The organism is Streptomyces inhibens (genome assembly GCF_022221585.1).
Taxonomy (GTDB): Bacteria; Actinomycetota; Actinomycetes; order Streptomycetales; family Streptomycetaceae; genus Streptomyces; species Streptomyces inhibens.
This window is the reverse complement of the sequence record NZ_CP084681.1, coordinates 9,281,454-9,303,762: the sequence shown is the minus strand read 5'-3', so window position 1 is coordinate 9,303,762 and position 22,309 is coordinate 9,281,454. Positions and strand designations below refer to the sequence as shown.

Annotated in this window: 23 protein-coding genes and 3 pseudogenes; 12 read left to right on the top strand and 14 right to left on the bottom strand. The window is 67.3% G+C overall.

The features are described 5' to 3' along the window. Nucleotides 1-9: 9 nt before the first annotated feature. Nucleotides 10-772 (bottom strand): annotated as a pseudogene (locus KI385_RS44815) (PP2C family protein-serine/threonine phosphatase). On the opposite strand from KI385_RS44815, the gene KI385_RS44810 reads away from it, so the two are divergent. After that, complete coding sequence (locus KI385_RS44810) at nt 738-1,418, top strand: hypothetical protein (RefSeq protein ID WP_425357041.1); 681 nt, start codon at nt 738-740, stop codon at nt 1,416-1,418. The pseudogene KI385_RS44815 and the gene KI385_RS44810 overlap by 35 nt on opposite strands. Before the next feature lie 305 nt (nt 1,419-1,723). Here the strand turns inward: KI385_RS44810 and KI385_RS41810 are convergent. After that, nucleotides 1,724-2,971: pseudogene (locus tag KI385_RS41810) on the bottom strand (IS701 family transposase). A gap of 51 nt (nt 2,972-3,022) precedes the next feature. Continuing rightward, nucleotides 3,023-3,607, bottom strand: coding sequence for a DinB family protein (locus KI385_RS41805; RefSeq protein WP_238577226.1), 585 nt, complete (start codon nt 3,605-3,607; stop codon nt 3,023-3,025). A gap of 5 nt (nt 3,608-3,612) precedes the next feature. Between KI385_RS41805 and KI385_RS44095 the strand changes: the two genes are divergently transcribed. Beyond that, nucleotides 3,613-3,741, top strand: coding sequence for a hypothetical protein (locus KI385_RS44095; RefSeq protein ID WP_281066960.1), 129 nt, complete (start codon nt 3,613-3,615; stop codon nt 3,739-3,741). A 163-nt stretch (nt 3,742-3,904) separates the two neighbouring features. Next, entirely contained in the window at nt 3,905-4,432 is a 528-nt protein-coding gene (locus tag KI385_RS41800; RefSeq protein ID WP_238577225.1) for a GNAT family N-acetyltransferase, read from the top strand. A 263-nt stretch (nt 4,433-4,695) separates the two neighbouring features. On the opposite strand, the gene KI385_RS41795 is transcribed toward KI385_RS41800, so the two are convergent. Next, entirely contained in the window at nt 4,696-5,133 is a 438-nt protein-coding gene (locus tag KI385_RS41795) for a nuclear transport factor 2 family protein (protein WP_238577224.1), read from the bottom strand. A gap of 150 nt (nt 5,134-5,283) precedes the next feature. After that, nucleotides 5,284-5,529: a hypothetical protein gene (locus tag KI385_RS44805; RefSeq protein WP_425357040.1), complete on the bottom strand. Its 246-nt coding sequence runs from the start codon at nt 5,527-5,529 to the stop codon at nt 5,284-5,286. 331 nt (nt 5,530-5,860) lie between these two features. On the opposite strand from KI385_RS44805, the gene KI385_RS41785 reads away from it, so the two are divergent. Beyond that, entirely contained in the window at nt 5,861-6,217 is a 357-nt protein-coding gene (locus KI385_RS41785; RefSeq protein ID WP_238577223.1) for a hypothetical protein, read from the top strand. Nucleotides 6,218-6,483: 266 nt separating this feature from the next. Here KI385_RS41785 and KI385_RS41780 read toward each other — a convergent pair whose 3' ends face one another. The 3 genes from KI385_RS41780 to KI385_RS41770 all read right to left on the bottom strand — a co-directional run bounded on the left by KI385_RS41780 (nt 6,484) and on the right by KI385_RS41770 (nt 9,854). Then, nucleotides 6,484-7,527 carry an alpha/beta hydrolase gene (locus KI385_RS41780; RefSeq protein WP_425357039.1) on the bottom strand — a complete coding sequence of 348 codons (1,044 nt, stop codon included), beginning with the start codon at nt 7,525-7,527 and terminating at the stop codon, nt 6,484-6,486. A 555-nt stretch (nt 7,528-8,082) separates the two neighbouring features. Further along, nucleotides 8,083-8,937 (bottom strand): ABC transporter permease, encoded by an 855-nt coding sequence (locus KI385_RS41775; RefSeq protein ID WP_238577221.1) that lies wholly within the window; start codon nt 8,935-8,937, stop codon nt 8,083-8,085. Further along, a complete protein-coding gene (locus KI385_RS41770) occupies nt 8,934-9,854 on the bottom strand; it encodes an ATP-binding cassette domain-containing protein (RefSeq protein WP_238577220.1) in 921 nt (306 codons plus the stop codon). Before KI385_RS41770 ends, KI385_RS41775 begins: the two co-directional genes overlap by 4 nt. A 259-nt stretch (nt 9,855-10,113) precedes the next feature. Between KI385_RS41770 and KI385_RS41765 the strand changes: the two genes are divergently transcribed. Both KI385_RS41765 and KI385_RS41760 read left to right on the top strand, forming a co-directional pair. After that, nucleotides 10,114-11,238: a sensor histidine kinase gene (locus KI385_RS41765; protein ID WP_238577219.1), complete on the top strand. Its 1,125-nt coding sequence runs from the start codon at nt 10,114-10,116 to the stop codon at nt 11,236-11,238. Next, the gene (locus tag KI385_RS41760; RefSeq protein WP_238577218.1) at nt 11,235-11,897 is read left to right on the top strand and encodes a response regulator; all 663 of its coding nucleotides are present in this window, start codon (nt 11,235-11,237) and stop codon (nt 11,895-11,897) included. The genes KI385_RS41765 and KI385_RS41760 overlap by 4 nt, the downstream gene beginning before the upstream one ends. Here the strand turns inward: KI385_RS41760 and KI385_RS41755 are convergent. After that, nucleotides 11,890-12,363, bottom strand: a complete 474-nt coding sequence (locus tag KI385_RS41755) for a hypothetical protein (protein ID WP_238577217.1) — start codon at nt 12,361-12,363, stop codon at nt 11,890-11,892. The genes KI385_RS41760 and KI385_RS41755 overlap by 8 nt on opposite strands. Nucleotides 12,364-12,699: 336 nt before the next feature. Here KI385_RS41755 and KI385_RS41750 point away from each other — a divergent pair, with 336 nt between their 5' ends. Next, nucleotides 12,700-13,815 (top strand): agmatinase family protein, encoded by a 1,116-nt coding sequence (locus KI385_RS41750; RefSeq protein WP_238577216.1) that lies wholly within the window; start codon nt 12,700-12,702, stop codon nt 13,813-13,815. 70 nt (nt 13,816-13,885) lie between these two features. On the opposite strand, the gene KI385_RS41745 is transcribed toward KI385_RS41750, so the two are convergent. The 5 genes and pseudogenes from KI385_RS41745 to KI385_RS41730 form a co-directional block, all read right to left on the bottom strand. Further along, entirely contained in the window at nt 13,886-14,077 is a 192-nt protein-coding gene (locus tag KI385_RS41745; protein WP_238577215.1) for a hypothetical protein, read from the bottom strand. Between the two features lie 309 nt (nt 14,078-14,386). Then, nucleotides 14,387-14,509, bottom strand: a complete 123-nt coding sequence (locus tag KI385_RS44090; RefSeq protein WP_281066959.1) for a hypothetical protein — start codon at nt 14,507-14,509, stop codon at nt 14,387-14,389. A 434-nt stretch (nt 14,510-14,943) separates the two neighbouring features. Continuing rightward, a complete protein-coding gene (locus tag KI385_RS41740; RefSeq protein ID WP_238577214.1) occupies nt 14,944-15,153 on the bottom strand; it encodes a hypothetical protein in 210 nt (69 codons plus the stop codon). A gap of 757 nt (nt 15,154-15,910) precedes the next feature. After that, complete coding sequence (locus KI385_RS41735; protein ID WP_238577213.1) at nt 15,911-16,762, bottom strand: hypothetical protein; 852 nt, start codon at nt 16,760-16,762, stop codon at nt 15,911-15,913. 145 nt (nt 16,763-16,907) lie between these two features. Further along, nucleotides 16,908-16,994, bottom strand: a pseudogene (locus KI385_RS41730) (HNH endonuclease); the annotation flags it as partial. Between the two features lie 167 nt (nt 16,995-17,161). Here KI385_RS41730 and KI385_RS44800 point away from each other — a divergent pair. The 5 genes from KI385_RS44800 to KI385_RS41710 all read left to right on the top strand — a co-directional run bounded on the left by KI385_RS44800 (nt 17,162) and on the right by KI385_RS41710 (nt 22,251). Further along, on the top strand, nt 17,162-17,404 hold the full coding sequence (locus KI385_RS44800) for a YxD-tail cyclophane-containing RiPP peptide (RefSeq protein WP_425357038.1): 243 nt from the start codon (nt 17,162-17,164) through the stop codon (nt 17,402-17,404). An 83-nt stretch (nt 17,405-17,487) separates the two neighbouring features. Beyond that, nucleotides 17,488-17,913 (top strand): hypothetical protein, encoded by a 426-nt coding sequence (locus KI385_RS41725; protein ID WP_238577212.1) that lies wholly within the window; start codon nt 17,488-17,490, stop codon nt 17,911-17,913. An 86-nt stretch (nt 17,914-17,999) separates the two neighbouring features. Further along, entirely contained in the window at nt 18,000-20,564 is a 2,565-nt protein-coding gene (locus tag KI385_RS41720) for an ATP-binding protein (protein WP_238577211.1), read from the top strand. 833 nt (nt 20,565-21,397) lie between these two features. Continuing rightward, nucleotides 21,398-21,754 carry a calpain family cysteine peptidase gene (locus KI385_RS41715; protein WP_238577210.1) on the top strand — a complete coding sequence of 119 codons (357 nt, stop codon included), beginning with the start codon at nt 21,398-21,400 and terminating at the stop codon, nt 21,752-21,754. An 8-nt stretch (nt 21,755-21,762) separates the two neighbouring features. Continuing rightward, a complete protein-coding gene (locus KI385_RS41710; protein WP_238577209.1) occupies nt 21,763-22,251 on the top strand; it encodes a protease inhibitor I42 family protein in 489 nt (162 codons plus the stop codon). The last annotated feature ends 58 nt before the right edge of the window (nt 22,252-22,309 follow it).

Sequence of the window (22,309 nt, the reverse complement as noted above, 5' to 3'; positions counted from 1 at the left end):
TCACGCTCGTCAAAGATCTCCGCAGGAACAGTTGATGGTCACGAATGTAGTCGCGGCGTCTGCAAAACCGCCTGGAGAACCTGACCTGCTGTCACGAGCGTATCCCGCGCGCACGTCGTCCGCACCCTGGGAAAGGACCGTGCAGGCGTCGGTCACCCCAACGTCCGCGGATTCACCGAATTGGGGAAACGTGCCTGTGAACTGAGCGGATGGGGGCTTGTCGAAGGGCTGTCCACCGATGACGACGAGGTGGAGTCGGCCAGGCGATGGCCCGAGGCGTTCTCGACGTCCACGTGATCCCCAAGTGGGGCTCCACCCCCTGGGACCGCATTCGCTTCGAGCATGTCTCCAAGTGGCTCGCCGAGATGTTGTCCGGCGGGCAGCGTCGTCGTCCAGCGGTCCGCCGACGTGATCGAGGAGATCACGACGGAGTCGGTGCAGGAAGGGGTCGGGATGGTGTTCGGACCAGGCTTGCCCCCGCTGGGCGAGCGGATGGAAGGCGCCGGTGGAATTGCGAGCCTCGATGACGCCGTCGGTGTAGCGGAGCAGGAGGTCTCCGACGCCGAAGGTGAACGTGTCGACGTGGTAGCGCGCGTGCATCAGGTCGCCGAGGCCCAGAGGTGGCGCAGGCGTCGATCTTTGAGACGCGGCCGTCTCGCACCACGATCGGCGGTGGGTGCCCGCAGTCGATCATGTTCACCTCGCTGCCCTCGTCGGGGATGTCGAGGATCGCGGCGGTGATGAAGGTCTCCCCGGCCTGCTCTTTTTTCACCCGGCTCCGTCAGGTTCCAGCAGAAGCTTCCGTCGAGAAACGCCGCCGGTTCGGGGAGGTTCGCCTGGCGGTGAGCGGCGGCGCGGAAGGCGCCGAGCAGCAGGGCGGCGTCACCCACGGAGGTCATGCCCTTGCCGCGCACGTCACCGACGTGCAGCCGGGTACCGGAGTCAGTGCGCACGGCCGCATACAGATCACCACCGATCTTGGCCTCGGCCTCGGCAGCGAGAGAGAGGTAGGCGACGCGCAGCGGTCCGACGTGCTTGGGCAGCGGCCGCAGAACGACCCGCTGGGCGGTCTCCGACACGTACCGGACCTGGTCCAGCTCCCGGGCGCGGCGCTCTCTCAGCATGCTGAAGATCACGACGCTCAGGCCGACGCTGACGAGGGCGCCGATCTGCGCCCAGTGGTTCGCCGAGATCAGCTCGTCGCGGTCGCGCAGCACCGCGACGATCACCTGGGCCGAAACGGCGACGGCGGCAACGAGTCCGGTCAGCCAGGGGCCGCCGAACGCAACGGTGATCGCGGGGGCAGCGACCAGCAACGGACCGAGGTGGATGTCCGGCGGCGCAAGGACGTCGATGACGACGACCGCCGCAATCCACGCGAGCGGGACAGCCACCATCGCATCACGCGCACGCAGTGACCGGCGAAGATCAACGATGCGCCGCCCGACGTACCTAGCTCCTCTCTACACCTCCCACAGCCGCACAGCACGGCGGTGGCTGGTTGACCCCGCCCAGCCGGATCGACCCCCGGCCGTGGGGCCTGGGGCGGCGATCACAAGGTGGTGGGAGCGAGTAGCGGCGGACTTCGTACAGAGACCGCAGGATCATCGCAGGGCCGGCCCGCCCTAATACTCCAGCAGCGGTTCGTGTCCTGAGCTGGTTCTTCTTCGGTAGTGGCAGTGTTGGGCTGTGGCTTGGTGGTGTCTGCGCCAGGCAGACCAGCTCAGTGCGTGATCTCGAGGCTTGCGGTGCGGTCGGTGGTGGGGCAGGAGGTGTTCCAGGAGTCGGCGGATCTCTGCCACGGTGAGGCGGACGAGTGTGCCGGCGGGGTCGTTTCTGCAGCCCCCTTTGCTTCCTCAGCGGCGAGACCGGCAAGGAAGGCGTGGGCGAGCATGGACAGGGTGACGTGCCGGTACCAGCCGATGTAGCGGCGGACTTCGTACTCGTCCAGACCGCACTCGTTCTTCGCAGCCTGGAAGCATTCCTCGATCGCCCAGCGCGTGCCGGCCACCTTCACCAAGTCCGCAACCATGCAGGTGGTGGGTGCGTAGGCGAAGTAGTAGGCGATCTCCTCAGGCCGGGTAAGACTCCGTCGGGCCAAGACCCACCGGTGATGAGTGGGCTCATCCCCGTCGAAGAAACTGATGGCCGGCAGCCTCGCGCTGGCCCAGTCATAAACGCGTGGGCCTTTGGGGCCATCGCCGCACGAGAGTCGCTGCCAGGCATCCTCCGGTGGCTGGGCGATGAGCTCGTCGATCCGCCACATGCCGGCCAGACTTTTGACCTGCTGAGACTTGGGCACCGCGACCACGTAGCCGACGCCGAGTTCCTCGAGCAGTCGCCGCAACTTCCACTCCTGACCGTAGGCCTCGTCCGCCGTCACCCACTGCGCGGGCAAGCCCGCCGCCAGACATCGAGTGACGATCGCCTTCGCGAGCTCGCCCTTGGTCGCAAACCCCCTCTCCCCAGGAATCTTCGCTGCCCGACAGCGCTCTCGATCCGCCGTCCAGCACTTGGGCAGATACAACTCCCGGTCTACCAAAGCTCATCCGTGATCGGTGGCGTAAGCGGCGAACACTCCGATCTGACAGTTGCCGATCTTCCCGGAGGTGCCTGTGTACTGTCGGCCCACCCCCGCAGACGTGCTGCCCTTCTTGATGAACCCGGTGTCGTCGATGATCAGCACACCACCAATACCGAGCTTCTCAGCGACGTAGTCCCGCACATCGTCACGGACGTCATCCGCGTCCCAGACACTCGAGTTCAGCAGCCGCTGAAAGCCATCGGGGGTGCGGTGACCTGCATACTCAGCCAGCTGCCAGCCGTTCTTCCGGGCCACCGGAGCCAGCAGCCCCCGCAGGTAATCCCGCATCCGCCACCGCAGATCCGCCCGGGCGAACCGACCTGCAACCCGCGCGAACACCGACTCCAACTCCGCAGCCCACCCCTGAGCCTCAACACTCCCCACCACGACCAGCTCAACGACACAACGCAGCTCAGGACACGAACCGCTGCTGGAGCACTAAGCCTTGATTGGTGCGGCCGACCTGGCGGCCTGCTCGATCTTCGCGCAGTAGGCTGCACGGGCTTCCTCGTCGATCTGCTTCTCAAGTTCGGCGCGCAACCCGGTCCGGCCGTCGAGGCCCTCGCGCAGAATATCGGCGTGCCCGGCATGCCGGATGGACTCGCCGAGGACATGGACCATGACGGCGAACAGGTTGGTGTCGGCATAAGGCTCCGGCCACCACGGCACGTGGCCGGGGGCGTCGAGGGGAAGCTCGTTGATCGTCGCGTCCGAGTGTTCCCACGTGCGCCGGTAGAACCCGATGATCTGATCGCGGGTCTCGTCCTCGGTCGCCCACAGATCGCTGCCGTTGGAGTCCTGCCACCGGGGCAGCGGTTCCGGGGAAGGGCGGTCGAAGACCTCGCCGAAGTACCTGGCCTCGACGGTGGCCACGTGTTTGACCAGGCCGAGGAGGTTGCTCCCGGTCGCTGTCAAAGGTCGGCGGGCGTCGTATTCGGACAAGCCGTCGAGTTTCCAGAGCAGCGCCTTGCGGTCCCGCCGCAGTCTCCCGTGCAGGTTGTCTTTCGCGAATTCATCGATCATGCGGCATGAGCCTGCCATGGGCTGCTCGCGGTCTCAAGATCCCGTACGTGGTCCGCAACGACAGGCAGAGCCGAGGCCTGGCCATGGCCGCCGCCCTGACCTGCTACAAGAAACTCGCGAAACTTGCCACGTGAGACAACCTCTTAACCGGCCGACAGGAACCACGGAAGCTATCACGTTCATCATCAGTCCGTCGTGCCGACCTGCACTGCTGCGTCAGTGCCGGCCCAGCATCGTCTCCCTCATCGTGGAACGTGGTCAGGAAGCAGAACCGCGCGTCATTGTGATCGCGTCACCATGGGCATGGCGAACATCTCGATACAGCCCGCAGGCTTAAGCGACCTGGACGCGATCGTCGACGTGCATAGCCAGGCCCGCACCGCTTACTACCGAGCCGGCAGGCTGCTCCAGGCGGAAATTGACGATCCGGGCGGGCTGGTACATCGGCGGGAAGCGTGGGCACGTGCCATTGAGTCGGGTGAAAAAACGGTGCTGTGTGCTCTACAGGCAGACAAGGTCGTGGGCGCCGTGGCAATGGGCCCGCCTCTGCGCCACGGCGCGGATGCGGCAACTGTGGGCGAGCTCTACCAGATCCACGTCCTGCCGAGCCACTGGGGCCAGGGAGTCGGCGGCCAACTGCACGCCGCTTTCGTACAGTTCCTGCGCGAAGGTCAACTGCCTACGGGCCAAGTCGAGGCGTGGGAGCAGAACCACAGCGCACAGGCCTTCTACACCAGGTACGGGTGGAAACCGGACGGGCATCGACGGCCAGGGCCAGGTCACTCCAGCTACATCCGCATGCGACTCGACGTAACCGCAGCTTGACCCAAGGCGGAAGAGGGGATGCAGCGGGCCATATCGGCTCCAAGGCGAAGCGGGCCCCGCGGTGGCTTATCCGGACTGCACGCGCTTCACCACGGTATTCGTCACCCAGAGCGCGGGCTCCACGGATGGCGAGCCAGAGCCTCACCGGGTCGCAGATCGTGCGCCGGGGCAGCGCCGGCGCGGTGCACATCCGACGAGCCGTGATGCTGCCGCCCTCGGCCAGCGGATCTCGCTTGTCCCGAGGACGACATCAGCTTGATGGCTCAGGTCGGGTCGCCGCCCTGCTCGGCGAAGACCATGCGAGCGCCACGGGCCGCATCCATGTACTCACGCACCCGGTAAATCAGCCCGTTGTGAAGCTCGAAGACGAAGCAGTAGTCGTTGGTGTAGCTGTTCCCGTTGGACAGCGTCGCCTCCATGGTCTCTTCCACGACGACGACGTCGCCATCGGCGTGGAAGCCCCGGAAGGTGACCGCGACGTCCTCGGCGAAGAGCCGGGGGAAGTCGATGGTCAGGAAGCGCACGATCCCTTCCCTGCCGACCATGTGGTCGGTCACGTCGAGTGCGACCGCTGTCGCGTTCCCCGCCGGGGCCAGCCATTGCGCGTCCTCGTCGAAGAATGCCGAAATCCGCTCCGCGTCACGGGTTGCGAACGCCTGCCATGCACGCTGGACGATCTCACGGCTCTGCTGCGAAGTCATGGCCGGGAGCCTAGACACGCCTACCCGGGCAAGGCTGGCGGTTTTCCGTCGTGATCACTCGCACACCGCCTCCGCCTTTCGCCGACATGACTTCTGCCGGGCGCCGACAGACGGCGGCACCTCTGAACTGGCCCGCTCACCGAATCCATCTCACGCCCCCGAACTGCCGGGCGCGCGGAATGCATAGAGCTCCCAGGTCAGGTGAGATGGAGTCAGCTTCATGGGTCTGAATGGATCGCGGCGGACCGCGCCGACGATTTGCCCAGCATGCACACCTTCGTCAACGGCCTTGAACGTGATCTCGACGCTGTCATCGCGGGCCACACCCTGCCCTGGAACTTGGGAATCGTCGAAGGCCATGTCAGCCGGATCAAAATGATCAAGCGTCAAATGCACGGCAGAGCTGACTTCTCACGCCTCCGGAAACGGGTCCTCTTGGCGTGAAGCGTGCACGAAGCGTGGTCGACAACAGAAATTGATCCAGAACCGCTCAACTTCTTGCTCAACTTCTGTGGGTCAGTCACTGAGTGGCACGGCAGTTGGCATGTTTGCGGAAGACGTCGCATTGGGGGTGGCCGATCTTCTGGCGCTTGCGGTCTCAGCCTTGAACTGCCTGGCTCCCACTAACCTGTGTTGTATGCAGCCGAATCCGCCCTCGCAGCCGGTTCCCCCAGGCCCGTCCCTACCTCCAACGTCCGTACCGCGCCGCCGCACGAGGTCCCTGGCAGTGGCGCTGGCGATCGGGCTGGTGATCGGCGGTGGGGGCGTCGGCGCGGTCTGGGCCCTTAACGGAGACGATGGTGGAGCAGGCTCAGCCGTCGACGCGCGGGCGGCATGCGGCGCCCTCGATCGTTTCCACGAGTCGGATTATGAAGCCGGCGAGAGACCGACCAGCGAGATAGCCCTCAACCGCTGGAGCGCGGCGTTCGCCCTGTCCGAGTCGGCGGCAGCCCGCGATGCGGCATACAAGCCACTCGCCGATGCCCTCCGTAGTTCAAAGGGACGCTATGTCGCGGACGCTGAGTTCAGCGCAAAGGTGAAGGAAGACCTGGCCCAAGCACGCCGGATCTGCTCACACATCTGAGCTCTGTCCCCAACCCCGCTCACCCAATGTCGACTCTGCCCTCACTGGGCGCCCGTGATTCACCGATAGCCGCGAAGCCGCCCATCACATCACGTGACTGCCTCACAGAAATTGAGCCAGAACCCCAGTATTGAAGGCATCGCGGTTCTTGCCAGAGGGTGGTATCGGCATGCCCTGGTGAAAGGAGCTGGTCACGCCGTGGATGTTGAAGGTCGAGCTGTACGCGGCGATCCGACGTGATCAGCTCGGCTGCCACAACACGCTCATCAGGCAGGTCGGCTCCTCGTACCGGACTGCGCGAGGAGGCGTCGGAGCCAGCGAGTACGGGCGTTGCGTGCGTCCTGGCTGAGGGCTGCCCGCGGTGCCAAACTGTCGAAGCCGTGGTAGGCACCGGGCCATACATGCAGTTCGGCCTGGCCGCCGGCCTGCCAGATCGCGTTCGCGTAGGCCACGTCCTCGTCCCGGAACATCTCGGCCGACCCGACCTCGATATAGGCCGGGGGGAGTCCGGAAAGGGCCGTGGCGCGGGCGGGGGCCGCGTAGGGCGGCAGGTCCGCACCGCCGTAGCGGTCACCCAGCAGTGCCTTCCACGCGGTCGCGTTGGAGGTGAGGTCCCACATGCCGAGGCCCGTCATCTGATGGCTGGAGAAGGTGCTGTCGCGGTCGTCGAGCATCGGGCACAGCAGCAGTTGCCCCAGTGGCCCGGGACCGCCGCGGTCACGGGTCAGCAGGGCGAGGGCCGCGGCGAGCCCGCCGCCGGCGCTCTTCCCTCCGATGATGATGCGGTCCGCGTCGATGTCCAGTTCGGCCGCGTGCCTGGCCGCCCAGACGAGTCCGGCGTAGCAGTCCTCCAGCGGTCCCGGGTACTGAGCCCTCGGTGCCAACCTGTACTCGACCGAGATGACAGCCAATTCCAGCGGGAGGGCCCACTCACGGAGAATCCGCGGAAGCACGGACCATGCGTTGCCCGTGATCATTGCGCCTCCGTGCATGTAGTACAGCAGCGGCAGCGGCCCGACGAGCCCGGAGGGCCGCGCGCTCACGAGCGTGACGTCCGGTCCGTCCGGCGGTCCCGGCACACAAAGCTCCGTCACCTCGAAACGGCCGTCGGCGCGAAGGTCCTCGGCCGTCGGCCTGGGCCGGGTCGCGGCATCCCGCTCTTGCCAAGCCCCAAGATTCTCCGGGGTAACCGACTCCCTCGACTCCTTGCCCATGGCCGCCAGCACGACGCTCAGTTCAGGGTCGAAAGGGGGCACCGCCTCTGGTGTCGGGACACGGCCGGACTCCGACGGCGCACGACGGACACTCATGCCCTACCCCCGGTCGGACGGGGACGCCGGCCGGCATCCCGGCCGAAACAGCTCGGCTGTACATACGTGCATCCGGGGAACGCTCGCGTGAGATCCATACGGCGTAGCCAATCACCCCGCCAGGCGGCACCGCTGCTCAAACCCGGACCGCAGGCCAAGACCATGGCCCGGACCGCCGTTGCGGGTCGCGGCGCGCAGGTGCCGTCGCTTGCGCGCACGAACATCCACAGGAGGTCGTTGTGGGTGGTCAGTGCGGGGGCGTCGTTGCTCCTCCAGGTTTCGTTGGTGGCCTGGGGATCGAAGATGTGGAAGTTGACGACAAATCCCGTGTGGGTGGCGGGCGGGCATTGCCCCGTTGTGGCCGACGGCCATCATCCAGAGTTCGTCTTTGTGGGGGCCGGCGCGACGCTTTCGTCCGTCTGCCATGGCAGGTTGGCGAGGGACCCTTGCTCCAGGCCGTGCCGTTGTGGGTGTTGATGTAGAGCTTCTCGTCGCCGCTTCCCACGTCGACCATCCACACCGTGTCGGCGAGGAAAGCGTGCCCCGGAGGCACGTTCACACATCGCGGTGCCTCACGGCGACCACTGCGAGTGTGACTGCGATCAGCGGCCAGAGCGCGTACACGATCCATGAGCCGGGGACCGTGGCGGTGAACATGTGGGCTTCGGGCGACGGCCCCCAGTTCTGGACCAGGCGCTTCCAGGCGGCCACTACCATCGTGTGGTTGATGTCGGCGGACCAGCGCTCGCTCTGCGAGAAGAGCGTGGGCAGCATCAGCAGTGTGAAGACGCTGGTGACCATGGTCGCGGCGCTGTGCCGGATCCAGACGCCGAGGCCCAGGCCGACCAGTGCGCAGACCGGGGCCAGCAGCGCGGATGCCACCAGCGCCCGGAGCACCCCGGGGTGGGTGAAGGGGACCCCGGCGTGCTGTCCGTTCAGGATGGCCTGGGAGACCAGGAAGGAACCGGTGGAGATGGCCGTTCCGACCGCGGTCCAAAGCGCGGCGGTCACGACCGCCTTGGCCAGCACCACCGCACCGCGGGCAGGGACGGCCACCATGGTGGTGCGGATCAGGCCGCTGCTGTACTCGCTCACGACGGTGATGGCGCCGATGCTGCAGGCGACGAGCATCAGCGTCATGTAGCCGGCCGGCGGATAGGCGTCGAAGGGCAGGAAATCGTGGGGCTGCCGCGTGGCCGTGCCGGCTTTGGCGATGTGCTTGTAGTCCGCCAGCGCCGCCACGGCGGAGGACCCGATGACGAACAGGGTGGTGAGTGCGATCGTCCACGGCGTGGAGCGCAGCGACCGCACCTTGATCCACTCGGAGGCGAGCAGGTCGCGGAAGCGGGCGGGCGGCTCGGCGACGGGCGCGGCTGAGGTGGTCGGGGCAACGGAGGCGAGTGTGGTCATCGGGGCTGTCCTGCCAGGTATTCGACGCTGTCGGCGGTGAGTTCCATGAAGGCCTCCTCCAGTGAGGCGGTTCGGGTGGTCAGCTCGTGCAGCGTGATCCGGTTCTCGAAGGCGAGCGCTCCGATCCGGTCCGCGGGCAGCCCCGTCACGGCGAGCTTCTCGGCGCCCGCCGAGCCCTCCGCCTCGACCGACGCGCCGGCGGCGGTCAGCACCGCTGCCAGCTCGGCGGCCTGCGGTGTGCCCACCACGACGCTGAGGCGGGTGCTCCGGGCCGCGAAGTCCGGTACCGATTCGGCGGCGATGAGCCGGCCCCGGCCGATGACGACGAGCTGATCGGCGGTGCTCTCCATCTCCGACATCAGATGGCTGGAGAGGAAAACCGTGCGACCTTCGGCGGCCAGGCGCCGGAAGAGGCGGCGCACCCAGAGCACGCCCTCCGGGTCCATGCCATTGACCGGCTCGTCGAACATCAGCACGGGCGGGTCGCCGAGCAGGGAGGTGGCGATCCCGAGCCGCTGTTTCATGCCGAGCGAGAACCCGCCGATGCGGCGGGTCGCCGCGTCGGCCAGCCCCACCTCCCGCAGCACCTCATCCACCCGGTGCAGCGGGATGCCGTTGCTGCGGGCCAGGGCGGACAGGTGGGCCGCGGCACTGCGTCCGCCGTGGACCTGGTTGGCGTCGAGGAGGGCGCCGACGTGCCGCAGCCCGCGCGGGTGGCCGCGGAAGGGGACGCCGCTGACGGTGGTGGCGCCGCCGGTGGGCGCGTCCAGGCCGAGGATCATCCGCAGGGTGGTGGTCTTGCCGGCTCCGTTGGGGCCGAGGAATCCGGTGACCTGGCCCGGCCGCACGGTGAAGGACAGATGGTCGACGGCGGTCTTGTTGCCGTAGCGCTTGGTGAGTTGGTCGACTTCGATCACAGAGGTAACACTGCCGCGAGGGTCTCCGTCCGGTCATGGGGCCGTGGGCGGCAATCGCATGGCCGGGTTAGCCCACGGGCGTACGTCCGCGGGCCGATGCCGCGCGGGCAGCGGCTGGTTAGTCTCGCGGCATGGACGCCATACCGAACACGCCGTTGCCTGCGCGCGTTTCGCCTCGCAACCTCCCTCTCGGAAGGGCACACCGCCGATGACGAGAACGAAGGTCATGGCCTGGGTGGGAGGTGTCCTGTACCTCTTCATGCCGGCTCTGCTGGTGGGGGGCGCGACGCGGGCTTCGGGCACGGTCCATGCGGTCGGGTCACTGCTGGCTGTGAGCCTGCTCGTCGGGGTGCTGCGACGGATGCCGCTGCTGGCTCTGGCCATGACGCTCTTCGGGGCCACTGCCGTGGTGGTGGGCGCTCCCGGCTCCGTCCATGCGGACCTGGCGGTGTCGTATCAGGGCCAGTTTCTGTCGTATCTGGCGGTGGACCTCGTCCTGGGCTTCATTGTCGCCACCTGCACGCGGCGAGCTTCGATCGTCGCCGTGGCCGTATCCTTCACCGTTCAGCTCTTGGTTATCGGCGGCTTCTTGCACGGGGACAACCTGACCGTCAACGGCGCGATCGCCCTCTTGGCGATGGCCGCGTCCTGCATGGTCGGTCTGCTGAGTCGCGAGCGCCGCGAGCACGCGGTGGCGCTGCGTTCGCAGGAGGTGGCCGAGGCCGTGACCGCCGAACGACTGAGGATCGCACGGGAGCTGCACGACATGGTCGCGCACAGTATCGGCATCATTGCCATTCAGGCAGGGGTGGGCAGCCGGGTCATCCAGACGCAGCCCGCGGAAGCCCGCGAGGCACTGCGAGCCATCGAGGCCACCAGCAGGGAGACTCTGTCGGGCCTTCGGCGCACGCTGGTGGCGCTTCGTCAGGCCGACCTGGGCGCGGCGGCCTCGGAGCAGGCACCTCTCGCGCCCTCGCCGGGTCTGGCGGACATCGAACGGCTGGCGGCGGCGACTGCGGACGCGGGGGTACGGGTCGACGTGCGCCGCAGTGGGGAGCAGCGTTCTTTGCCGGCCGACATCGACCTGTCTGTCTACCGTATCGTGCAGGAGGCGCTGACCAACGTGGTCCGCCACGCGGGCACCGGGCGTTGCCGGGTGGCCATCGACTACGGGGACGAGGAGCTGTCCGTGGAGGTCGTCGACGACGGGCGCGGCGCCACTGAGAACGGCTCGGCCCACGGCTTCGGCATCGTGGGCATGCGGGAGCGGGTCGGCCTGCTGCACGGTCACCTCAGCGCCGGGCCGCGTCCCGAGGGCGGCTTCCGGGTGGCGGCGCGGCTGCCGCTGCCCGAACCCGTCGGAGTTCCGGTGGAGGCCCGATGACCGTCCGGGTCGTGCTCGCCGACGACCAGCCGTTGGTGCGGTCCGGTCTACGCGTGATCATGACCGATCACCCCGACCTGGTGGTCGTCGGTGAGGCCGCCACCGGCGCCGAGGCAGTCCAACTGGTCAAGGATCTCAGTCCCGACGTCGTGGTGATGGATGTCCGGATGCCCGGTATGGACGGGATCGAGGCCACCCGCCTGATCACCGCTGGCCCGGCAACGACCCGCGTCCTCGTCCTGACCACCTTCGACGAGGACGACCACGTCTACGGCGCGCTCCGGGCCGGCGCGAGCGGCTTTGTGGTCAAGGACATGGCGCTGGACGACATCCTCGCGGCGATCCGCGTGGTCGCCGCCGGAGACGCACTGATCGCGCCAGGTGTGACGCGCCGTCTGATCGCGGACTTTGTCAGGCGCCCCGCGGCTGCCCCGGAGCGCTCCCCACGGCCGGTCGAGAACCTCACCGAGCGGGAACGGGAAGTGCTGACCCTGGTCGGACGCGGCCGGTCGAACACCGAGATCGCGAAGGATCTCTTCATCACGGTGGCCACCGCCAAGTCGCACGTGTCACGGCTGTTCATCAAACTGGGCGCCCGGGATCGGGTTCAGCTGGTGATCACCGCCTATGAGATGGGGCTGGTCACGCTGCCTAGCTGAGCGCGTGGCTGGGCCGATGGTGAAGTCGAAAATGTGGCGTTGGGGCGAGCGCGTGGCGCTGCCGGTCAATCACCCCACCCGGAAAGGCATTGGGCAACCCGTAGTCGAGGTGGCTCTCGCACATCGCCACCGTGCGCAGCCGCTCAAGCGCGGCGTCCACGAGAGCGCGGGTGCCCTCGGTGTCCGGTCCGGGTTCTCGATGTAGACCTCGGCGGCGAAGGCGGCCCACTCGAACCAGCACTGCCGCGCCGCTGCGCCGGCGGGCGGGCATAGCGTGCCTGGGCTGCCAGCAGCCGGCCGGAGATGCGGGTGGCGCCTCGATAGTGCCGTGGCTGACGTGCCCTGGTTGCCGGTAGTCGGCAACGGCCATCTCGTGCAACGAAGACTCCCCCACGCTGCGTTCGGTGAAGAAGGTGAAGAAGCAGGTGCCGTCATCTTCGCGGCCGCTGTCGACCTGCTCGGGCACCCCACTTACCCCTCTCCCCGGGACCGCGGTAAGCGGCCTCTGGCTGGGGCAGTTTCTGCGGGAGTCGTTTCGAGGTGACTTCGGGAGTCGTTTCGCAGTGGCCTTCATGATCAATGCCGGTGAGTTTTGATGTCACTCGCTCGTGCGTCGGCCTGGGAACGGGGCCCTGCGGGGCCGCCGGGCCTCCTGGTCACCGGCCCGAATGACTGACTGTTGCGGCCTGTCGCGCCGGGGTGTCCGCTGCAATCACCGTAGGTCGGTTTGAGTGATCGCAGTGTGGCCGGCCGGCACCATCGGCACCAGGCGACTGTACGGGTGGGGCGAGAGGAGTTGACTGTGGAAGGTGTACCCCCGGATGCCTGGAAATGGGAAATCGACCGTACGTCCGACCCGAGGCGCGAGCCGGGGCCGATCAACCTGCAGCGCTACGCGTTCGTACCGGCCTACGCCGGGATCGCCACGTTCTTCGGGCTGCCGCTGTGCCTCAACCCGGACGACCTTCGTGCCGGCCACGTGGATGTGGCAGTCGTCGGAGCGCCGGTGGACATGTCCACCGGGCATCGAGGGGCGGCCTACGGACCGCGTGCGATCCGGGCCGACGAGCGGATCCTGCCCAACACCCCGCAGATGCTGGTCAATCCCAGCACCCGCATCAAACCGTTCGAGGAGCTGACGGTGGTCGACTACGGCGATGCCGCCGTGGACCCGTTCAGCATCGACAACTCCATGGAACCGATCCGCGCTCTGGTCCGCGAGATCGCAGGAACGGGCGCCATCCCGATCGTGCTCGGCGGGGACCACTCGATCCTGTGGCCGGACGCCGCGGCTGTCGCCGATGTGTATGGGGCCGGCAAGGTCGGGGTGATCCACTTCGATGCGCATCCGGACTGCTCCCACGACCTGTTCGGCCATCTCGCCTCGCACGCCACACCGATCCGCCGGTTGATCGAGGACGAGCACGTCCCCGGACGCAACTTCATCCAGATCGGTCTGCGCAGCGCGATCGCGCCCGACGACGAACTGTTCGACTGGATGCGCGAGCACGGATTGCGCGCGCATTTCATGGCCGAGATCGACCGACGCGGATTCGATGTCGTCCTTCAGCAGGCCATCGACGAGGCGCTGGACGGGCCGGAATATCTGTTCCTGTCACTGGACATCGACGTGCTGGACCCGGCCTTCGCGCCCGGCACCGGCACACCGGAGCCGCCCGGCCTGACCAACCGCGAACTGCTGCCGGCTATTCGCCGGATCTGTCACGAGACGCCAGTCATCGGCATGGACGTCGTCGAGGTCGCGCCCCACCTCGATCCCGGTTACACCACGACAATGAACGCCCGCCGGGCCATCTTCGAGGCGCTGACCGGGATCGCCATGCGCCGTAAAGGCATGCCCGGGCCCGCCTACCTGGACCCGGGAGTCGACGGACCGCCGCCCGGGCAGCAGACATAGCCGTCGTCCGCGAAACGGGAAGCTGTGATGTCCCGCCGCTGTACTGTGTGCTGCTTCGGGCTGCCCCGTGTCAACTGCGGGCCCTGGCACGGGAGATGAGCACAACCGCGACCAGCCCGATGACGATGAGCACGCCTCCCGCCCCCGGCAGCGTGCCGAGGGTGCCGAGCACTGCGTTGCCGAGCGCCGAGCCCGCCTGCCGCATTCCGTTGAGTGCCCCCTGGCCCGTGGCAGTGAGCTCGGACGGCGCGGAGACGGCCATCTCGGCCGCGGCACCGGGGATGCAGAGGGTGCCCGTGACGGCGAGCGCGAGTTCGGCCGCGATGATCAGGGCGAGCGGGGCCCCAGCGGATACCCGCAGGTCTGTCGTGGTTCTCCGCGCCTGCCCCTGTGGAGCTGAGCTTGGTGTTGACCGGAAAGGTGGCGGCCAGGCTTTGCAGGCCCTGTTCGAGACCGAGGGCAGAGGCGGCAGGGGTGAGCAATTGGGGGCTGTAGCCGTGCGGCGGCGCGAGTGTGAGCAGCGCGTGAGTCGGCCGGGACGGCATTCGCCGATGCCAGCGGGCGAACGGCCCTACGTCGTCGCGGCGCTGGAGTAGGAGTGCAGGCTGAGCAGGGCCTCCGACAGCGGATCAGACCGTTCCGCGACATAGGTCCGGGCCACATAAGTCCGGGCCAGGTGAATGCGCACGGTCATTTGCGCACCCCCGGCTCCCCCGGCATTGCGGCGCCCGGTTCCCCTGCCCAGGCCGTCGGCCCACCCCCTCCCCGAGACGCTGTTGGTTAATTCGCGCCCTGCCCTTGCCTGCCCTACTTCGGCCCGTCGCATTGTTGCGAGGCAGGGCGGAGTAGGCCGAAGTAGCTGACGTGGCCCGGTGCGGCCCGCCCCGCGGCGGGAACAGGTCCGCGAACTCCTCGTCGGTGAGCAACCGTCCCAGCTCGTCCCGGTCCCGGATCGCCAGGCTTCCCTTCGGCCGCCCAGACATCGTCAGCCACCCCATACGACAACGTCGGCCTTCAAGACCACAACCAGGTCTTGAAGGCCGACGTCACACAGGCCCCGAATTACCCCACAACGGCCCGGGGTGGTTCCGGGGCCCGGTGGCTGAGCACCGTGCCAAAAGCTGTATCTCAGCCGGTGATCGGGCCCAGGGGGATGTCCGAGACATTGATGCTGAGGGACTTCACGGAGCCGCCCGTCAGGACAGGCACGCCATTGGGGCCCGGGGCGAACTTGGCGGTCAGGCCCTCCACGGAGCCACCGACGGAAAGGCCACCCGCGACGCTGTCGAGGTCGGCATCGGCAAGCTCGCGGGTCTCAATGCGGGAGGTGTTGCTCATGATGATGAGCGTCCTTCTTCTCTAGTGGTGAGTCGCAATGCGTGGCGCACTGCAGCGGGAACCCCTTGAATGACCCCCGCCATGCGCCAGATTGCACGCTCGCGTGGGGCGTGGTGAATCAAACGCCCCACCCTTCACGCTCTGCACACACCAAGTCTTGAAGCGGAACGCCGACTTCACGCAGGACCCCGAATTAGCCAACAGCATCCCTCCCGGACGGCGGGCCGACGGCATCGCCCCGGGCTCGTAGATGTCGACGGGCGGTCCTGGTTCGTACTGACCCGTTTCCGGGTCGAAGACCGGTTCGCCAGGCCGGTGGATCCTGATCTTGTTGGTGAGGATCTCCTTCTCGACGATCGCACTGACAGCCCCAGATCCAGCCCGTCAGCAGGCGCGCTCGTACGTTCGATCATAGCCCTGTTGTCCGTCTCAGATGATGTGGCCTGTGGAGGCGGCTCCGTCCTGGGGCGACCAGATCGATTGAGATGCGTGTCTGCCGTAGATCTCAATCGATCTGGTCCCGAAGGAGCGGATGCCGGGTGCCATCTCAGTTGATCTGGTTCGTCTCTGCTGTTTCGAACTGGTACCACGTCTGGGTGGTCAGCCATGACTGATAGTTCTTGAAGATCACGGCGAGGCCGTCAGGCTGTACGCGCAGATCGAAGTACTTGCGCAGAAGCCGGTGGAGAGTGGTGACGGCCTCGGCCTCGGCTTGTGGGGTGGAGTGTGGTCGGCCGCAACCGGATCGCTGGCGGGGCTAGGGGTCCGATACGGCACGGCGCACAACAGCCTGCCCCACACCCGTGGCGACATCGATGACGGACAAGCCCAACCGCGCGTGGAAGACGGCCAACTCCGCAGTGCGGTCCGGTCGCCGGTAGCAATCCACCGTGGTGTCGAGATCCCGGCCGACCGGCAGGCGGGCCGGCCGTCGGCACAGCACGGTTAGGCAGGCCGTCACCGCAGTCTCCCAGGGTTCACCGCGAACGGTATGCGCGAGAAGCTCCATGGCTCCCCCGGTGTCGCCCGCCGTGACGCGGTCGATGACCGCGACCTGGCGGCCGTCGAGCATCCTCCTGCCGATACCTTTGTGCCTCTGGAGCTGCTCGAGCGCATCCGCCCACCTGCCGGCGCTGACCAGGGCTCGGGCGCCATCGGCCAGCAGCACAGTCCACAGCCACTGCCGCAGCCCACGAGGGTCGTCGGCGGAACCGGTGATGTGCTCGAAAGACACCGTCCGCCCGTCGATCACGGCGCATGACCGGGACCTCACGGCTCGGAACATCGAGTCGAAGAGGAGGTAAGCGCCCTCTCCATCGCCCGACCGGATCAGCAGGCGAGAGAGGTTGACGAGGGGTTCCAAGCCGCACCGGGCGACCTGCGCACCCGGTGGTTGGGTGCGCAGGTACACCTCGGCGTGACGCCGGCACAGCGTGCGGGCCAGCTCGGGCAGGTCGCAGTCACTCGCGAGCAACGCGGCCTTGTTCAATGCCGCGGCAGCCGGTGCCAAGATGCCGTTGCCTTCGGCCTCGCGGGCCAGAACGCCGATCCCCCGGACCCGCTCAGCAAGGGGCAGACATGCCGGGCGCGGGCGACCGGCCGAAACCACCGGACTATCTGGCTGGCGTCCACCTCACTGCCACTCTCCCAGAGGTTCCCGAAGGTCCCGGCCGCTTCGCGGACCGCCGTGGAGCGGGCGTTGGCTCCGGTCATGCGGACGTAGGTACGGGCAAGCGGCGAGGAGTTCGGCGTACGCCTCGGTCGTTGGCGTACTTCTCGCGGCGCTGCACGGTCCATTTCGAAGCGCCGGAGTCCCAGGCTTCGGCGAGGGGGACGACGTGCTTCGTCGGCGATATTGACATGCCAAGGAGGATGGGCTGGGGAACATCTCCGTACCGCCCAATCGCCGGGCCGAACACGCTCACGCCCGGCGGACCGTCCCGCCCCGTTCGGCTTTGCACACGCCGAAGATGTGACCAAGGCGGGTGTCGCGAGAGGATGTAGGACGATGGACCAGCAGACGTTCCCTGAAGCGGATCGGGTTTCACACGACGCAACGGTGGGTCCGCGCGGCAATGATTTTCCTCTGCGTGACTACTCCGGCGTTGACCTCCAAGACTTGACGGCCCGCACGAACCATCCCGTGCTCAGGGATGTCCTGGCCAGGTTGGCGGCCAGGACAGGGAGCCCGGGGGATAGCGTCGCCTACTACGAAGATTCGGCCGGAGAACCACCGACAGCAAGTCAGTGATGGATAATTGACGGAACGTCACAGCACGGGAGACCCTCAAAGGTCTACTCTGTTGGCTCGGAAACCAGCGGCGGGGGTAGCGCATGGATCCACTCGTGTTGGCGGCGGGTACGGCACTGGTCGGGGCTATGGCCAAGGACGGCTGGGATCAGACTCGGGCAGCTGTGGTCGCGCTGTGGCGGCGAGCCCGTCCTACGGAAGGCGATGACATCCACGCGGGTCTGACCAGGGCGCGTTCCCAACTGCTCGTGGCCCGCGAAGGCGCGGACGAGGACACCTTTACTGCTCTGGTGGGGAGTTGGCAGCTTCGCTTACAGCAGCTGTTGGACGAGGACCCGGGCATCATGGATGAGCTGCAGTGGCTGCTGGACAACGAGCTCAGTCCGTCACTGGGCCCGGACGAACGGAATCACATCCGTTCGATCGTGCAGAAGGCGGAGGGCACCGGCAACAGCCGGATCATCCAAGCAGGGCGGGACGTCCGCTTCTCCGGGCCGCCTGAGCAATGAGTTCCGGGGCACCCCGGCCGGTTCCACCGGGGACGCAGCAAGCGCGGGCCGAGCACGGCGCCAATGTCTACCAAGCCGCGCGTGACGTGCATGTCACCCGTTACGAAACAGCGGCACCGACGCCGGTAGCCGCCCTGCACACCTTGCCGCGGGATATTGGCGGATTCACCGGCCGCGACGACGAGTTGCGGAAGCTGGTCGAGTCGGCCGCCGCTGCCGCGGGTCCGGCACGGGTGATCGCCATCCATACGCTGGACGGCATGCCAGGGGTCGGGAAGACCGCTCTCGCCGTGCATGCCGCGCACCTGCTCGCCACCGAGTTTCCCGACGGCCAGCTGTTCATTCGTCTGCACGCCCATACTCCTGGGCAGCGCCCGGTCACCGCGGCTGCCGCCCTGGCGACACTTCTCACGGGCATAGGGGTGCCGCCGCAAGGGATACCTGATGATCTCGACGCTCGCGCTGGGCTGTGGCGTGACCGGCTGGCCGGCCGAAGAATGCTCCTCGTCCTGGACGATGCCACCGGCCAGGAACAGATCGAGCCGTTGTTGCCGAACTCCCCCGCATGCCTGGTGATCATCACGAGCCGCAGCCGTCTGGTGGCTCTTGAGGGTGCCCAACCGCTCGCGTTGGACATACTGCCGCCCGCCCAGGCTGCCTCGCTGTTCGCGCGCCTGATCCACCGTGAAATCGCGGACAACGAGACTGCGGCAATAACAGAACTGGTCGGACTCTGCGGCTACTTGCCGCTGGCGATCACTCTGCTGGCAGGCCGGATCAATCATCATCCCACCTGGGCCATACGCCAGTTGGTGGCCGAATTCGCCGACACCCAGGACAAGCTCGCGCAGTTCACCGCGGGGGACCGGGCGGTGGCCGGCGCCTTCGATCTCTCCTACCGCGACCTGATGTCCGATCGGCAGCGGTTCTTCCGTTGCCTTGGCCTGCACCCAGGCTCCGACATCGATGCCCAGGCCGCTGCGGCTCTGGGCAACATCTCCCTGGCTGAGGCCCGTCGACACCTCGACGCTCTCTACATCGACCATCTACTCGACGAGCCGTCGCCGGGGCGCTACCGTGCGCACGACCTCATCCGCGCGTACGCTCGCCGCCTCGTTGCCGAGGACCCCCAAGAAGACCGTGACCAAGCCGTCGACCGGTTGATGGATCACTACCGGCGCATGACGGAAGCTTGCGACCGTCACCTCAACCGGTACTGGCACCGCGACACCAGATCGGACCAACCGCTCGCCACGCCACCCGCTCCGGTCAACCGTGGTCAGGCTCTGGCCTGGATCCGCACGGAACAACCGAATCTGGCCGCTTGCGCGCACCACGCCCTGGCCACCTCGCGCCTCTCCGCCGCGGTGGGGCTCGTCCAGGCGATGGCCGCCTACCTGCGCCAAGAGGGCCCCTGGGACCAAGCCATCGCCCTCCAGCAGTTGGCCGCGACCGCCGCAGGACAGAGCGGCGACCACATTGGCGAGGCCCATGCGCTACGGCAGCAGGGCATTCTGTGTTCCTTGGCGGGCGACTACCCAGCGGCCCTGACAACACAGCGGAAGGCGCTGGACACCTTCCGCAGGTACGGAGACCGTACCGGCCAGGCCGCCGTGCTCTATCAGCTGGGCATCATGGACATGCTGAATGGTCGGGCTCGGGACGCGGCGTCCAGGCAGCGGGAAGCCCTGTCCCTCTACGAAGAGGTGGGCGACGCGACCGGCCAAGCTGACGCCCTGAACGGACTGGGCACCGTACAGCGACAGTTCGATGACATCTCGGATGCATCGCGAAGCCACAGTCGGGCACTCGCCCTGTACCGCGGCCTCGGCGACCGTCTCGGGCAGGCCAACGCCCTCCACGGTCTCGGCGCTGTGCAAGGTCATCAAGGCGATATCGATGCCGCGGTGGAGTCCCACCAACACGCGCTGAGCATCTACCGCGACCTCGGCAATCGTCTGGGAGAAGCTCATGTCCTGCGGTACCTCGGCGTCCTACAGACGAGGCGGGAGGACTATGGCGCAGCGGTCGAGACCCTTCAGCAGGCATTGGCGATCTACCGCGGTCTCGGTAACCGCTTCGGCGAAGCCGGCACCCTGCACGACCTTGGCTTCGCGCTGAGACGGAGCGGCGACCACCGACCCGCGATGGCGGCCCAGCGGGCGTGCATCGGCATCCGCCGCGATCTTGGTGACGCATTCGGCGAGGCCCACTCCCTGCGCGAGCTGGGCAGACTCCACGCCCTGACACAGCATTACGCGATGGGGCTGGCGACGCAGTACCAGGCGTTGGGCCTGTACCAAAGCCTCAACCACACCCTCCTTGCGGCCAAGACCTTGCACGGGATCGGCATCGTGCACGGTGAAATGGACGACCACCAAGCCGCCTTGGACACCCAACGAGAGGCACTGGCCCTCCTTCGCGCTTGCGGTGACCGCAGGGGCCAGGCCGATGCCTTGTACCGCCTGGGCATCTCCTTGCGGCTGACCGGCGACCACCCCGCCGCACGAGCAAGCCTGCGAGAGGCGCTCACGTTCTACCGCGGCCTGGGCAGCGACACTGGCGAGGCCAACACCCTCGCCGAACTGAGCGCTCTTGCCGGCGGTACCGACGGGACAGGCCCCAACGAGCCCCTTGCAGGGCAGCCGTAGCGGCGAGTACCACGCGCCCCGCCGCCACCGGCCATTCAGATGATGTCCCACTGAGGTGGATGTTGGTTCAGGGTTTGCGTTCAATCCATAGTGCTGGCGGCTTTGTGGCCGCGCCGACGGCGCCGCGGGCGATGAGCGGTTTCACTGCCAGGCGGTGCGCGGGTCGCGCAGCGTGTGGCCCCGCCGGCGGTCCGTACATGGCGGCAAGCGTGACGAACACGCATGCCGTCACATGCATTCTCTTCGCAGTGCCCGGATTTCCTCAGCGAGCAGCCTGCGCAGCACAGGCTCGTCGATAACGGCCCACATCAAAGGCGCGGTTGTGAGACAGCGCGCCATCCTCCCACTGAGCCGCGCCTGACGTTTCATCAACAGGTCCGTCTTCCTTGCCGATTCTTCCCTACTCATCACAGGGCGCCCGACTGCATCCCATGCGGTGTGCTGCCTCGGCACCTGGCAACCCAGCATCCTCGCGCAGCTGTCGCATTCGTACTCCTGCCAGCTGCCTCGCGAGGCTGCCCTGACGGCGCCGTCTTCGTCCTGCCGTCAGCGATACCGTCGAGATGGTTCATCACCCATAGATTCCCGAGCACTTCCTCGGGCTCTCCAAGGTGACTGGCCTCTGAATCGGCGAGTTCACCCTTCCGCCCCGTCGGGCGATGCTCCCGCATCCGGGACGACTTGTATCGGCGAAACTCGTTGGGGAGGTCGTATACACAAGCCCCCATGAAATATGTGGTGATGCTCGCTCCGCCTTCATGGGACCAGCCATGTTCAAGAAGCGCACCTTGGCGCAAGGACCCGGCCTGGCTCCAGCGCCACCTCCCCCCCCCGTGACCACCACCGCGGACAGCATGGAGATCAGCCCGCACACCGGAGCGGCGTACGACTTTCAGGAGTCCAGGAGCGCCGACGCCAGGCGGGATGTGCGGCCGGACATCGAGAAGTCCGTGGCCGAAGGCAAGCCGGTGCCGATCGGCGTCGAGGGGTACAACAAGCGCGATGAGCGCTCCGGCCACGCGATGATGATCACCGGCCAGGAGGGCAACATGCTCCAGGTCTACAACCCCTGGGGCACCACCACCTGGATCAGTGAGGAAGACTTCGTCAACGGCCACGTCGACAAGGCCTCCAAGGCCTCCGACAACCGCATCCCCGACGCCTACGCCGTCCACCTGCCCGCCGACTGAAGTGATCCATGATGCGCAACCAACTCCCGAACGCCGCCCTTCACCGGGTACTCGCACCGGCACTCACCACGCTCACCGTCCTCACCGCCCTCACCGGATGCGGTCTCATCGGTCCCGCTACCTACGACACGGACGAAACCGCCATCGAGGCCGACTCCGGAGAGGAGTTCACGCTGTCCGTGCCCTCCAACGCCTCCCTCGGCGAGCGCTGGTACGTGGCTACGCCGAAGCCCGCCGCCGGTGTGCTGCGCGCGACAGGCGAGGATCAGGAGAACTCCGGAAGCGAGGCGGACGGGGCAGGCGGCGGCAGCCAGCTCTTCCACTTCAAGGCCGTCGGCCAGGGAAGCACCAGGATCCGGCTGATCCACTGCCCCGTGCACGCCTGCATCGACAAGGGCGACTCGGCCACCGCTTCCCCGCCCCCGCCCCCCGGCTCCACGGCCGCCCCGGCATCGAGCCGGCCGACCTACCGCACCTACACCGTCACCGTGAAGTGACCGATTCCGAGACAGGTATGCATCCCACCCCTGTCTGCCCTGTAGGGCGAGTCCGGAG

What these genes read in the sequence shown, in the direction of transcription:
- KI385_RS41780 (WP_425357039.1), bottom strand. Translation starts at nt 7,527, where the DNA reads ATGAGTGTCCGTCGTGCGCCGTCGGAGTCCGGCCGTGTCCCGACACCA.
- KI385_RS41765 (WP_238577219.1), top strand. Translation starts at nt 10,114, where the DNA reads ATGCCGGCTCTGCTGGTGGGGGGCGCGACGCGGGCTTCGGGCACGGTC.
- KI385_RS41800 (WP_238577225.1), top strand. Translation starts at nt 3,905, where the DNA reads ATGGGCATGGCGAACATCTCGATACAGCCCGCAGGCTTAAGCGACCTG.
- KI385_RS44090 (WP_281066959.1), bottom strand. Translation starts at nt 14,509, where the DNA reads ATGACCGTGCGCATTCACCTGGCCCGGACTTATGTGGCCCGGACCTAT.
- KI385_RS44095 (WP_281066960.1), top strand. Translation starts at nt 3,613, where the DNA reads ATGAGCCTGCCATGGGCTGCTCGCGGTCTCAAGATCCCGTACGTGGTC.
- KI385_RS41745 (WP_238577215.1), bottom strand. Translation starts at nt 14,077, where the DNA reads ATGGCCGTCTCCGCGCCGTCCGAGCTCACTGCCACGGGCCAGGGGGCA.
- KI385_RS41760 (WP_238577218.1), top strand. Translation starts at nt 11,235, where the DNA reads ATGACCGTCCGGGTCGTGCTCGCCGACGACCAGCCGTTGGTGCGGTCC.
- KI385_RS41740 (WP_238577214.1), bottom strand. Translation starts at nt 15,153, where the DNA reads ATGAGCAACACCTCCCGCATTGAGACCCGCGAGCTTGCCGATGCCGAC.
- KI385_RS41805 (WP_238577226.1), bottom strand. Translation starts at nt 3,607, where the DNA reads ATGATCGATGAATTCGCGAAAGACAACCTGCACGGGAGACTGCGGCGG.
- KI385_RS41710 (WP_238577209.1), top strand. Translation starts at nt 21,763, where the DNA reads ATGATGCGCAACCAACTCCCGAACGCCGCCCTTCACCGGGTACTCGCA.
- KI385_RS41775 (WP_238577221.1), bottom strand. Translation starts at nt 8,937, where the DNA reads ATGACCACACTCGCCTCCGTTGCCCCGACCACCTCAGCCGCGCCCGTC.
- KI385_RS41725 (WP_238577212.1), top strand. Translation starts at nt 17,488, where the DNA reads ATGGATCCACTCGTGTTGGCGGCGGGTACGGCACTGGTCGGGGCTATG.
- KI385_RS41795 (WP_238577224.1), bottom strand. Translation starts at nt 5,133, where the DNA reads ATGACTTCGCAGCAGAGCCGTGAGATCGTCCAGCGTGCATGGCAGGCG.
- KI385_RS44800 (WP_425357038.1), top strand. Translation starts at nt 17,162, where the DNA reads ATGGACCAGCAGACGTTCCCTGAAGCGGATCGGGTTTCACACGACGCA.